The sequence below is a fragment of the Amycolatopsis dongchuanensis genome (assembly GCF_039542405.1).
Lineage (GTDB): Bacteria > Actinomycetota > Actinomycetes > Mycobacteriales > Pseudonocardiaceae > Amycolatopsis_E > Amycolatopsis_E sacchari.
The window spans coordinates 26,615-38,471 of sequence record NZ_BAABIB010000080.1 but is presented as its reverse complement, the minus strand read 5'-3'; the positions used below and the strand labels follow the sequence as shown (position 1 = coordinate 38,471).

The following is an 11,857-nucleotide window of genomic DNA, read 5'->3' as shown; positions in this document are numbered from 1 at the left end:
TCCACCTGCATCCGCCGATCCTCGCGGACCGCGGACATCCCTGAAAGGTAGGGCGGCGTGACCTCTTCGGATTCGCGGAAGTGGTCAGCACGCCGTGCTCCCCATCTGCTCCCCGCAAACGCCGACGGCCCGCCGACGATGGTCGTCGACAGGCCGTCTGAACAGCTAAAATAACCGGTGGGCGATACTGGGATCGAACCAGTGACCTCTTCGGTGTGAACGAAGCGCTCTCCCGCTGAGCTAATCGCCCCCGTGCGGTACGAGAAGGAACTCTAGCGCACCCCGGATCGGCTCTGGCAAACGGGTGGTCTTTAGGGGCCAACCCTGCGCGCACGAGCGGGTACGGAGCGAACAACCGAGTGGTGGCAAGCACTGTGTTCGCCCGGTCGCTGCCCGTGTCACCTGCAACGTTGGTGACACGGCGCTGTCGTCCGGCAGCGAAACCGAGCAGTATGTACGCGGTGGACGATCACGAGGCCGGACACCGGGCCTGCTCGGGGACGGGTGAAGATGGGCCACGCGGCCGGTGAACTCATCTGGGTGATTAAGCGTCAGACAGAGAGCGATCCGGCGTGCTGGTGCGTCCCATCAGCAGTACCCCGGCCGGGCGGGCCGTGGAGGGAGACGAAAGGTAAGACCATGCGTAACGATCACGTGACGCTCCGCTCGACGGCGGTGTTCGACCTGCTGGCGCCGCGCACTCCGGCGGTGCCGGTCAAGGTGGAGCTGCGCTACGACACCCGCGACCCGTACGCGGTCGTCGCCGCCTTCCGCACCGGCCGGGCCGGCTGGGTCGAATGGGTCTACGCGCGCGATCTGCTGGCCGACGGCCTGCTCGCCGAAGCGGGTGACGGCGACGTGAGGATCCGCCCCTCGGTGGAGGACCCGGAGTCGGTGCTGATCGAGCTGAACTCGCCCTCGGGGCACGCCATGTTCGAGGCGTCGGCGCAGGAGCTGGCCGACTTCCTCGACCGGACCTACGACGTGGTGCTCCCGGGCAACGAGCACCTGTGGGTCGACGTCGACGACGCGCTCACCCACCTGATCCCGAACGATATGGGCTGATCAGAGCCACCGCGATCACAATGGGTACCCCCCTGTGATCGCGGTTTCCGGGGTCGGATATGGTTTTGCCACACCACGACGACGGGGGCCGGGAGCTCCCGGGTCGCAGGTAACGCGGACGTAGCGCAGCTGGTAGCGCATCACCTTGCCAAGGTGAGGGTCGCGGGTTCGAATCCCGTCGTCCGCTCGGAGGAGCCCACTCGGGCCCGTACGGTGGAGTGGCCGAGAGGCGAGGCAACGGCCTGCAAAGCCGTGTACACGGGTTCGAATCCCGTCTCCACCTCGCGCGATTAGCTCAGCGGGAGAGCGCTACCTTGACACGGTAGAGGTCACTGGTTCGATCCCAGTATCGCGCACTCACTTTTTCCCCAGGCCGGTGAGCCTGGCAGTGATCATGACCGGATCTGGTCAGTTGGCTGTGGCGTTTCGAGGCGTTTCGCGTCACAGCCTGAAGCGAGCCCGCGGGAACCAGCCGAACAGCTTCGCCCGCTCCCCCGGCGTCAACGCCGCGATCGACGCCCACCACCGCGCTTCCAGGGCTTGCAGAATCTGCTGCTGCATGACCGGCGTCACATGGTCGTAGGCCCGGCTGATCCCCTTCCTCTTCTGCCCCAGCCGCGCCCGCCGCGCCACCGCGGCGACCCTCGTGGAACGTGAACCAGGGCAGGATCGCCGGAATGTGATCTTCCGAACACGGGTCATCCGGGTTCACCCGTCCCAGGCGGGCGGCCAGAACCGCTGCCGAAAGTTCGACCGCCGCCACGGCTTCCCCTCCGGCGTGCACACCACGAACGGATGCCGGTGACTGTCCAGCAGCTCCTCGTACAGCACCGCGATACTCGAAGGCAGCGGAACCCACCGCGTTCCCGCCGGAGTTTTCGTCCGCCCCCTTCTTCCCTCGACGTGGGTGGTGACGGTGAGCGTCAGGGGGCCGAGGCGAATCACGCGTACGCGGCGGTGCGGCAGGCCGATCCAGGGTGGCAGCGACAACGCCCATGAAGGCCCGGTCCAGCTCCGTCAACTCAAGATCCGGGGCCTGGGAAAGCAAGTCAACGGCCATCTCCAGGAGGCGACGGCCCACGACGAGGTCATCCACGGCGCGCTCGTCGTTGTGCTGGTGCCGGAGGAGGTCCGCGGTTGCCGCCTCGATGGCGTGGTCGAGGCGGGTATCGAGGTCGGTGCGGTGGTGAGCGTCGTTCACGGTGGTTCAGACGTCTTCTGCGGCGGTAGTGGGACGCGGCCAGTGCTGTCGGTCGGCGACATACGTCCCCTTGGAGCGCACGGTGATCATCAGGCCACGAAAGCGCAGGAGCCGAGTGGCGTGACGGGCTGTACCCAGCGAAACGCCGTATTCCTGCGCCAGCCGACGTTCTGACGGCAACGGCGTGTTCGGGGCCAGGTCACCGGACTCCATGCGGGAGGCCAGATGCCTGGCCATCTCCTCGTACGGGGTCGCGGCTCGGCCAGGACCAACCGGGCGGCAGGCTGGTTCGGTTGGGGCGCAGAGGATGCGTGACCTGAGCAGCCCGTTCCTTCTCGACGCGAGCGATGAGGACGGCCACCGGCACGCGCTCGCGGCGAATACGGCGCTCCGCTAGCCAGCGGCGCGTCAGCCACCCCAGCCAGATCAGGAGCCATGGTCCGAAGTAGACGCAGGCGACCAGTGAACTGCGGGCTGAAGCCAAGACCTGGGTGGAGATCGCCGAGGTGTTCACCCATCGCTACCACGTCAACATGCGCACGGCGTTGCGGCTGGTGCGGGGCTGGAGTCAGCGCGACGCCGCCGATCGATGGAACGAACGTTGGCCTGCCGACCCGAAGACGTTCAAGAACTTCTCCTACTGGGAGCTCTGGCCCGCCGAAACCGGGCACGCGCCCTCGCTCGAGGTGTTGGGGAGACTGGCGGAACTGTATGAGTGCCGGGTGGCCGACTTGGTTAACGACATCGGCGACCATCGACCGGCTGACAGCGCGTTCCGACAGCACCAGCAACTGGCCGCGCTGGAGAAGCCGGACGCCGAACACGCTCGACGTCAGCGCGCCGCCGCATCTCATCGGCAGGCAGCCTCTCCGTCTCCACGATCCCGCGAATCTGCCCGCACTCGCCGCACGTAGCCGTCATCCCGGTCCACCGCTCGTTCGAGCGATGCTGAGTCCTCTCCACAATGTGCCCGCAGGTGGACACCAACCGCCACATGTCCAAGTCTTCCGGCCGTGGCTTCGAGCCGCTGCGTGGAATCGCCCGCGTTCTCTCATGAGCAGCCGGATCGACCGGCGGTGGCGGACAGCAGTAGCCGCAGAGCATCATCCGTGAGTTGCCCACTGACCAGCGGTGCGAACGGCAGTCACCGTGCTGGGCCCGGTATTCCGCGTCGGCGACGTCGTAGTCAGCGCGCTGCTCAGCGGTCATCTTGATCGGCGGCACCCCGGCCCCCAGCCGTCGTTGATCGGGTGTCCGCATCCCCGGCATGCGATACCGGCAGCGACTTGGTCCCGGGTCAGATAGGTCCCGTTCTGTGTCCACTCCTGTTGACGCGTCTCGAACCGGAACTACGGCTACCCCGCCAACCTCTCACCCGTGGGAGCCGCGGGAGGACCGAGCCGACGAGCGATAGCCCCCGGTGTCCGGCCGATCGCGACTACCCGACCCTGGCGGGTTATCGGGAGAACCTGGCGTGATACCGGTGGTGAGCCTGGCGCCGCAGCCGCATCGTGGAGACATGTCACAACAGATCAAGTTCGAGGACGCCGCGCCCGCGACGACCGGCACGATCGCGGTCTTCGGCGCGACGGGGCGACAGGGCGGGGCGGTGGTCGACGCGCTGCTGGACCACAAGGCCACGGTGCGGGCCCTGGTCCGCGACCCGCGGTCCGACCGGGCTCGGGCGCTGGCCGCCCGCGGCGTCGAGCTGGCGGCCATCCGGACCGACGACCCGGCATCGCTGGCCGCCGCGCTGACGGCGGTCGAGGCGTTCTACTTCATGACCCCGGAGGCGAGCAACCTCGAAGAGGTCGAGACGGAGATCCGCATCGGTACCGCGCTCGTCGACGCGGCGGTCGAGGCACGCGTCCCGCACGTCGTGTTCAACTCGGTCTTCGGCGCGGACCGGGAGCGGGGTGTGCCGCACCACGACTCGAAGCACTGGATTGAGGAGTACCTGAGGAAGTCCGGCCTCAGGGCCACGATGGTTCGCCCGACCCCCTTCATGGAGGAGATGGCACCGAGCCTGGAGCACGGGGAGATCGTGCTGAGGCTGCCGCTGCCGGAGGACGTCCCCCTGAAGATGATCTCGGTCAGGGACGTCGGCCGGGTCGCCGCCGCGCTCCTGCTCGACACCGCGGAGACACCCGGCGAAGCCGTCGAGCTGGTTGGCGACGAGCTGACGGGCCCTCAGATCGCCGCGGCGTTCGGCGCGCGCGCCGGGCTCCCGGCACGGTACGAGGCTCTCCCGTTGAGCGTGCTTCCCAGCGAACTCGACAGGGCGATGTTCCGCCAGTTCGCGAAGGCGGGGGAACACCCGTCGGATCTCGGGGCGGTGCGGGCGATCGAGCCGGCCACCCTCGACCTGACCGGGTGGATCCGGTCGACCGGCTGGGCCACGCCCGCCGGTCCCGGCCACAAATGATTTTTCACCTAGAGCGACGAGCACTGGAGCAGACATGAAGGCGATCACCTACACCGAGTTCGGCGGCCCGGAAGTCCTTCGCCTCGAAGAGGTCGACGATCCGCACGCCGGACCCGGGCAGGTGCGGCTGAAGGTCGTGGCGGCAGGGGTCAACCCGCTCGACTCCAAGATCCGCAACGGGTGGCGGCCGCAGCTGGCGCCGCGGTTCCCGGTGATCCCCGGCGTGGAGGCGGCCGGCGTCGTCGACGAGGTCGGCGCAGGCGTGACCGGCGTCGCGGTGGGTGACGAGGTCCTGGGCTGGACCGTCACCGGCGCGTACGCCGAGCACGCGCTGGCCGTCGACTTCGGCCCGAAGCCCGCGGACCTCGACTGGGACCTCGCCGCCGCACTACCCGTCGCCGTCGAAACCTCCGTCCGCGTGCTCGACGCCCTCGGCGTCGGGGAAGGCGACACGCTGCTGCTCCACGGAGCCGCGGGTGTGACCGGCGCCGTCGGTGTTCAGCTCGCGGTCACCCGCGGCGCCACGGTCATCGGCACCGCCTCCCCCGGCAACCACGACTACCTGCGTTCGCTGGGCGCGATCCCGGTCGCCTACGGCGCCGGCCTCGCCGACCGGGTCCGCGAGGCCGCACCGGAGGGAATCGACGCCGTGTACGACGCCGCGGGGGCGGGCGACCTGGAGGTGTCGATCGACCTGCTTGGCGGCACCGACCGGATCATCACCATCGCCGATCAGAAGGCCGCCGAGCTCGGCGTCACCTTCTCCGGACCCGGCGCCCCGTTCGGTTCCCGCCTCGGCGAGTACACCCGCCTCGCAGCCGACGGCAAGCTCACGGTGCGCATCGCGCAGAGCCTTCCGCTGGAGGACGCCGCGAAGGCGCAGGAGCTGAGCGCGAGCGGTCACGCCGCCGGGAAGCTCGTCCTGCGGCCGTAGGTCAGCGCCCCAGCTGCCGCGGCAGCTGACCACCAAGTCGTCCTGCAGCGCCAGCACGTCGTCCACGTGCCGGCGGGCCAGGCCGATGTCGTCGCCGAACCGCCGCATGGGCCGCTGCGGCGGCGAGGGTGGCCGAGGCGAGCCGCGACTCGACGAACTCGCGGAACGATACGCGGGGTGCCGTCATCGAAAGCGGCTCCGGTGAGGCACTGGCGCGGGAAGCCCAATTCCCCCTGGGCGACTGTACGCGGCGAACACGAGCGCGGTGACGTGGTGCCCGTCAAGCGATGTCAACGGAGCGACTCGAGTCGCGGTCATAAGACGCGCGAGCATCGGCGATGTCGGAGATGTGGCTGCTGCTCCACGCGATGAGCGGGGCCGCGGCTTGGAGCAAGCTGGAACCCAGAGGCGTGAGCCGATAGCTGACGCGGGGCGGCATCAGCTCGTGGACGGTGCGGATGATGACGCCGTCGCGCTCGAGACGACGCAGGCTGACGGTGAGCATGCGTTGAGTAACGCCGCTCACAACGCGCTTGAGCTCATTGAAGCGACGAGGACCGCCACCGAGATTGGAAATGATGTAAAGGGACCATTTGTCGGTTATGAGGTCCAAGGCCTCGCGCACGTCACATGTCTCGGCGCCGGCGGGGCTGTGAGCAGCACTCACGGTTACCTCCATGATACCAGGCACACGAATGTGCCTCATTGACCTCGTACCGAACCCAACCCCACGATAGTTCAAGTTGGTTCAAGGCGGTTGTCGCCACGGAAAGTCTGAGGCAACGATGAAAATAACCGTGTTCGGCGTGGGGTTTGTCGGCAGCGCTCTCGTCCGCGAACTGAACTCGCGCCGGCATGAGGTGATCGCCGTTTCGCGGCATCCCGGCACGGACGTTCCGAGCGGAGTGGTCGCAGTCTCCGGAAGCGTGCACGATCGCGGCTTCCTCCAAGAGGTTACCGCCGGCGCGAACGTGCTGGTGTCGGCACTTCCGGCGGGCACCGGCAGCAACGCGCTCGATGTGAGTTCGGCGGTGTTGCTGAGCGCCGCCGAAGCAGTCGGCGCGCGGCTCGGAGTCGTCGGTGGTTCGGCAGTGCTGCCGCTGGTCGAGGGTGGTCCACCCCAGGCCGGCACACCGGGATTTCCGGCCTGGCTCATCCCCCGCGCCCAGGCGCATCAGCGGACCCTCGACCTCCTCAGGTCGGCACCGGAACACCTCGATTGGTTCTATCTCGTTCCCGCGGCGGAATTCGGGCCGCATCAGCCCGGGGTCCGAACCGGTCTCTGTCGCACGAGTTCCACCGCGCAGGTCACCGATGAGGACGGGCGATCGACACTCGGCGTGGAAGATTATGCGATCGCCTTCGCCGATGAGATCGACTCCCCGAAAACTCATCGCACCTGGCTCGCTGTCGGCTACTGATGATCCTCGTCAAAACCGTATGTTAAATTGATTCACGAAGGACTTATTGTGACCGAAAAGAAGATCATCGCAGTGGTGGGAGCTACGGGCGCTCAGGGTGGCGGGCTGGTGCGCGCCCTTCTGGACGACTGGAACGGACCGTTCGCGGTGCGGGCGCTGACGCGTAACCCCGGCTCGGTGAAAGCGAAGGAGTTCGCCGCGCGCGGCGCCGAGGTCGTTCAGGCGGATCTCGACGACGAGACGAGCCTGCGGGCGGCCTTCGACGGTGCCTATGGCGCGTTCGTCGTCACCAACTTCCGCGAGGAACTGACCGAGGAACAGGAAGCGCTTCGCAGTCGCGCGCGGATGGAGCGGGACCAAGCGGAGAACGCGGCACGCGCCGCCGAGGCCGCCGGGCTCAAGCACGTCGTGTGGTCGACTTTGGAAGACACCCGTCCGCATTTCAAGTTCCTCGGCAGCGATGTTCCGACCCTCGGCGACGGGTACAAGGTGCCGCACCTCGACGCCAAGAACGAGGCGAATGCGTCCTTCGTCTCCCACGGAGTGCCGACGACGTTCCTGGAAACCTCGTTCTTCTACGAGATGTTCATCTACGCGGGCCTGAGCCCTCGCCGCGATCCGGACGGCCGAGCCACGTTGACCATCCCGATGGGAGACAGCACGATGGCGCTCGTGGCTGCCGAAGACATCGGCCGCACCGCTCTGGGGATCTTCCGCGCCGGCGGCCGGTTCATCGGACGCACCGTGGGGCTGGCGGGCACCCACGCCACCGGCGAGCAGATGGCCGAGCTCTTCGCCAAGGTGCTCGGCGAACCGGTCGTCTATCGACCGCTGACCCACGACGAGCTGCGCAACGCGGGATTCCCGGAGGCCCGAGAACTCGGGAACATGTTCCAGTTCTTCACCGAGGCCGCCGATTCCTACGTCGGCAACAGAAGTCTCGACGTCGTCCGGGCGCTGAACCCGCGGCTGCGCACGCTCGAGGACTGGCTGGTCGAGCACCGCGAACTGCTGAAGTCCGCTCTCTGACCGGGGAGAACCCGTGGCCGTCGCCCTCATCACCGGAAGCGCGCGCGGCATCGGCCGTGCCATAGCACGAAAACTCGCCGTCGACGGCTTCGACGTCGTGGTGAACCATCGATCCAACGCCGAAGCCGCCCGAGAGGTCGTCCTGGAGGTCGAATCGGCGGGGCGGAAAGCAATCGCGGTCCAAGCGGACATCGGGGCTCCAGAGGGTCTGCGGGACCTTTTCAGAGCAACGGAAGAACACTTCGGGCGGCTCGACGTCTTCGTCGGCAACGCGGCCGCTACCGCGCTCGCCCCCATCGCCGAGATGTCGGATGCGGACTTCGACCTGCTTTGGAGGACGAACGCCAGGGCCACCTTCATCGGCCTTCGCGAGTCCGCCCGCCGGATGCGCGACGGAGGCAGGATCGTCATCATCTCCAGCGGATCGGTGGTAGCCCTGAATCCCGGCTCGGGCCCCTATTCCGCCACCAAGGCCGCAGGGGACGCCCTCGTGCGGATGGCAGCCAGAGAGCTCGGACCGCGCGGTATCACAGTCAACAGTGTGTTGCCGGGTCCGACCAGGACCGACATGCTGACTGTCGATCCCGGCCTGATCGCCGCACAGACCCCGTTGGGCCGCATCGGTGAGCCGGGGGACATCGCCGACGTCGTGAGCTTTCTGGTGTCGCCTGCCGGAGCGTGGGTCACCGGCCAGACGTTGGGGGTGGGCGGAGGGCTGTTCTGAGCGATGCGGTCAGTCCGGGCCGCCCCGCGCCGCGCGACAAGTCCTCGTCCTGCGGCTTTCACCATCGCGACCTGGAATTTGGAGAACCTGTTCCTCCCCGGCGGAGACGGCCCGAAAGACCAGCCGTCCTACGACGCCACACCATCACCGAGATGGCATCGGCCGTCCTGGCCGTGCAGGAACTCGGCGACCCCGAGGCTCTCGACGATCTCGCCAGCCGGGTCGGCGGCACGTGGCACCGAGCCGTGTCCGGCGCCTACGCGTTGTACCGCCGCGCCGCCGAGGCCACCGCCGTGCGAGAACTCGCGACGGCCCACCTCCGCGCCCAGCCCGACGCCCGACTCATCGTGCTTGGCGACCTCAACGACGAGCCCACGGCCGCCACGACCCAGATCCTGAGCGGGCCGCCCGGTTCCGAGATCGGCACCGGCGGTTTCGACCACCCCGACCAGGGCGATGCGTGGCGTCTCTGGAACCTCGCGCCATTCATCCCTGGCGACCAGCGGTACTCCCGGATCTACCGCGGCCGCAAGGAACTCATCGACCACATCCTCGTCAGCCACCAACTGGTCAAGCCCCTGCCCACCGTCCGCACCATCAACCAGGCCCTGCCATCGGTCACCGACGACCCCCACCAGCACACGGGCGAATCCGGTTCGGACCACAGTCCGGTCGCCGCGACGTTCGACCTGCCATAGGTATCGGCCTCAGACCCCGCGAGCCACACTTCTTCGTCCTTTCCCGGTTCTGGACCTTGCCGCATCAGCCAAGCCGGGGGCGTTTCTTCACCACTCACCGCTGGACGGTATCGACCTTCGGAACAACGGGTCTTGGCCGGGCTGCTGACCCAGCTCGCCTGACGCGCCACGGCGTACGCCGGGCGGGTACGAAGACCCGCCCGGCCCCGCGTCACTTCGTCAGGAACTCTTCCAGGCGCAGCGCCCGGTTGACGATCCGGACGTCACCGATCCAGCCGTGGAACACGTTGTCGATCGCGCCGCCGTACTCGTGGCCGCCGAGCAGCCACGTCAGCCCGAGCGAGGTGATGCCGATCGAATCGGTCGACGGGTTGTCGGCGACCAGCGCGCTTTCCACGTACAGCTTGGTGTGGTGCCCGTCGTTGACGACCGCGATGTGCCACCACTGGTCCTCGGCCAAGCCGTGGCTCCAGTTCGTGGTCGGGTAGGTCTGGTTGAGCGGGTAGCAGTTGAACTGCACCTCGCGGCCGTTGTTCGTGGTCATGAGCTGGGCCACCGGCTCCTTCGGGTCAGTGTTCTTGCCGTACTTGCCGGCGTTGCCGGCCTCGCCCCAGCGCGACAGGACCGGCATGTTCCCGTTGTTGCCCGAGTCCCAATCGCGCGGGATCTTCACGAACGCCTCGATGGTGTAGCCGCTCTTGAACGTCTCGGTGTTCAGCGGCGCGCGCGAAGCGGTCGTGAGGTACGCGCCGTGCAGTGGGTTCTTGCCACCCACGAAGCGCAAGCTCGCGTGGCCGGGCTGGTCGGGGTGGTGGTCGGCGGACCAGGTGAGCGCGTCGGCGGCGGAACCGGGCACCGACAGCAGCGTGAGGTCGTTGCCGTGGCCCGAAAGGTCACGCACTCGCTGGCTCGCGGTGAACGGGCTGCCGTCCTTGCCGCCGCCGTCGAAGCGCCAGTACGCGAGCGTGCCCGGCACGAGGACCTTGCTCGCCGGCCGCGCCGGGCGCACCGGGACGGGGATGAAGCCGGCGAAGCGTTTCTCGAAGTCGACCGGCACCGCGAACCGGTCGACGGAGGTCGTCAGGCGCGCTTCGAGCACCTCCAGGCGATTGCGCTCGGCCGGGTCCTTCTCCAGGATCCACGGCGAGATCGTCTCGACGTCGATGGTGTTGCGGTCGAGGTCGAAGTGGTACAGGCGCAGCATGCCGCGGCCGCTCATGTAGCGGTTCTGGTAGTTCGTGATGTGCAGGTGGACGTCGTTGCCCGCGGAGTTCTTCTTGGTCGTGCGTCCCGAGGGCCAGTAGTGGCCGTTGAGCGTCAGGAAGATCTGGTCGTTGTCCTTGATCAGCTCGTCCCACACGGTCTGCCCGTAGTCGCTGAGCACGGCATTGTTCTCGGGGTCGCCGGACTCGTACGGGTAGACCTCGTCACCGTAGGTCGGTGCGACGATCTCGTGGCAGGTGAGGATCACCGGCATGTTCCTGTGGGCCTTGATGACCTGGTTCGCCCACGCGAAGCCCGCTGCCGAGGTGCGCCAGTCCAGTGCGAGCAGCAGCCACTCGCGGCCGGCCGCCCGGAAGACGTGCGCGGTGTTGTAGCCGCTCGCGTCGGAGCCCAGGAACGACTTCTGCCGCTTGAACCGCTGCGGGCCCATCGTCTGCAGGTACGGCGTGGTGCCGCGCGTGTCGTCGCCGGACACGTCGTGGTTGCCCGCCAGCACGCTGTAGGCCACGTTCGCGTTGTCGACGACCTTGAACGCCTTGTCGACCGCTTGGAACGACGTCGCGTCGCCGTCCTGCGTGAGGTCACCGAGGTGGGCCATGAACACGATGTTGTTGTTCGGCGTGCCGCTGTTCGCGATGACGTACCGGAACGACGCTTCCTGCGGTTCCGGGTTGATGCTGTTCTGGCTGCCCCAGTACAGGTACTGCGTGTCCGGCATCACGGCGAGCGTGAACTGTTTGCTCTCGGTGTCGGGATTCCACCGGCCCGAGGGTCTGGCGTCCTCGTTCGCTTCGGCAGGCGCGACGGCCCCCAGCGTGCTCAGCGCGGTCGCCCCGACACCGGCGAGCCCCGCGTTGCGCAGGAACGACCGCCGGTTCGGCCCGAGTTTTTCAGGCATGCTCCACCCCATCCAGGTTTCTTCCGGGAAGATCACCCCGACGCTAGGCACGCTCCCTTGAGCCACGGCAAACGCGAGATGACCGGCGGTGAGCCACTGCCTTACCGGCACCGGCGGAAGTTCGGCGAATCGGTAGAAACGCCTTTTTGTGCGGCACGATTCCCGCCGGCGCGAGTCGACGTCGTCGCGCGCATCCCGCACGGCGGCCCGCTCACACCCGAAGACGACTACGCCACAC

The 11,857-nt window shown here is 67.8% G+C and carries 12 protein-coding genes and 4 tRNA genes; 11 read left to right on the top strand and 5 right to left on the bottom strand.

Annotated elements, in window-relative coordinates; all coding sequences use genetic code 11:
* Window positions 1–178: 178 nt before the first annotated feature.
* Window positions 179–250, bottom strand: a tRNA-Val gene (locus ABFX51_RS22130).
* Window positions 251–639: 389 nt separating this feature from the next.
* Here ABFX51_RS22130 and ABFX51_RS22125 point away from each other — a divergent pair.
* From ABFX51_RS22125 to ABFX51_RS22110, 4 genes are all read left to right on the top strand, one after another.
* A complete protein-coding gene (locus tag ABFX51_RS22125; RefSeq protein ID WP_091516645.1) occupies window positions 640–1,065 on the top strand; it encodes an SsgA family sporulation/cell division regulator in 426 nt (141 codons plus the stop codon).
* Window positions 1,066–1,179: 114 nt separating this feature from the next.
* Window positions 1,180–1,252, top strand: a tRNA-Gly gene (locus ABFX51_RS22120).
* Window positions 1,253–1,277: 25 nt separating this feature from the next.
* A tRNA-Cys gene (locus ABFX51_RS22115) sits at window positions 1,278–1,348 on the top strand.
* 1 nt (window position 1,349) lies between these two features.
* Window positions 1,350–1,421: transfer RNA gene (locus ABFX51_RS22110), tRNA-Val, on the top strand.
* An 85-nt stretch (window positions 1,422–1,506) separates the two neighbouring features.
* On the opposite strand, the gene ABFX51_RS22105 is transcribed toward ABFX51_RS22110, so the two are convergent.
* Together ABFX51_RS22105 and ABFX51_RS22100 are read right to left on the bottom strand one after the other, a co-directional pair.
* Window positions 1,507–1,698, bottom strand: coding sequence for a hypothetical protein (locus ABFX51_RS22105; protein WP_346054795.1), 192 nt, complete (start codon window positions 1,696–1,698; stop codon window positions 1,507–1,509).
* A gap of 574 nt (window positions 1,699–2,272) precedes the next feature.
* Window positions 2,273–2,479 (bottom strand): winged helix-turn-helix domain-containing protein, encoded by a 207-nt coding sequence (locus tag ABFX51_RS22100; RefSeq protein WP_346054796.1) that lies wholly within the window; start codon window positions 2,477–2,479, stop codon window positions 2,273–2,275.
* Window positions 2,480–2,757: 278 nt separating this feature from the next.
* Between ABFX51_RS22100 and ABFX51_RS22095 the strand changes: the two genes are divergently transcribed.
* The 3 genes from ABFX51_RS22095 to ABFX51_RS22085 all read left to right on the top strand — a co-directional run bounded on the left by ABFX51_RS22095 (window position 2,758) and on the right by ABFX51_RS22085 (window position 5,625).
* Window positions 2,758–3,180: a hypothetical protein gene (locus ABFX51_RS22095; protein WP_143250013.1), complete on the top strand. Its 423-nt coding sequence runs from the start codon at window positions 2,758–2,760 to the stop codon at window positions 3,178–3,180.
* Window positions 3,181–3,785: 605 nt separating this feature from the next.
* Window positions 3,786–4,691: an NmrA/HSCARG family protein gene (locus ABFX51_RS22090; RefSeq protein WP_091516653.1), complete on the top strand. Its 906-nt coding sequence runs from the start codon at window positions 3,786–3,788 to the stop codon at window positions 4,689–4,691.
* A 34-nt stretch (window positions 4,692–4,725) separates the two neighbouring features.
* The gene (locus ABFX51_RS22085) at window positions 4,726–5,625 is read left to right on the top strand and encodes an NADP-dependent oxidoreductase (RefSeq protein WP_091516655.1); all 900 of its coding nucleotides are present in this window, start codon (window positions 4,726–4,728) and stop codon (window positions 5,623–5,625) included.
* A gap of 280 nt (window positions 5,626–5,905) precedes the next feature.
* On the opposite strand, the gene ABFX51_RS22080 is transcribed toward ABFX51_RS22085, so the two are convergent.
* The gene (locus ABFX51_RS22080) at window positions 5,906–6,292 is read right to left on the bottom strand and encodes a winged helix-turn-helix transcriptional regulator (RefSeq protein ID WP_245783432.1); all 387 of its coding nucleotides are present in this window, start codon (window positions 6,290–6,292) and stop codon (window positions 5,906–5,908) included.
* A gap of 118 nt (window positions 6,293–6,410) precedes the next feature.
* On the opposite strand from ABFX51_RS22080, the gene ABFX51_RS22075 reads away from it, so the two are divergent.
* From ABFX51_RS22075 to ABFX51_RS22060, 4 genes are all read left to right on the top strand, one after another.
* Entirely contained in the window at window positions 6,411–7,046 is a 636-nt protein-coding gene (locus tag ABFX51_RS22075; RefSeq protein WP_346054794.1) for an NAD(P)-dependent oxidoreductase, read from the top strand.
* Between the two features lie 48 nt (window positions 7,047–7,094).
* Window positions 7,095–8,075, top strand: a complete 981-nt coding sequence (locus ABFX51_RS22070; protein ID WP_091516663.1) for an NmrA/HSCARG family protein — start codon at window positions 7,095–7,097, stop codon at window positions 8,073–8,075.
* Window positions 8,076–8,088: 13 nt separating this feature from the next.
* Window positions 8,089–8,799 carry an SDR family oxidoreductase gene (locus ABFX51_RS22065; RefSeq protein ID WP_346054793.1) on the top strand — a complete coding sequence of 237 codons (711 nt, stop codon included), beginning with the start codon at window positions 8,089–8,091 and terminating at the stop codon, window positions 8,797–8,799.
* 152 nt (window positions 8,800–8,951) lie between these two features.
* Window positions 8,952–9,497, top strand: coding sequence for an endonuclease/exonuclease/phosphatase family protein (locus tag ABFX51_RS22060; protein WP_218153609.1), 546 nt, complete (start codon window positions 8,952–8,954; stop codon window positions 9,495–9,497).
* 211 nt (window positions 9,498–9,708) lie between these two features.
* On the opposite strand, the gene ABFX51_RS22055 is transcribed toward ABFX51_RS22060, so the two are convergent.
* The gene (locus ABFX51_RS22055) at window positions 9,709–11,619 is read right to left on the bottom strand and encodes a LamG-like jellyroll fold domain-containing protein (protein ID WP_346054792.1); all 1,911 of its coding nucleotides are present in this window, start codon (window positions 11,617–11,619) and stop codon (window positions 9,709–9,711) included.
* Window positions 11,620–11,857 lie beyond the last annotated feature (238 nt).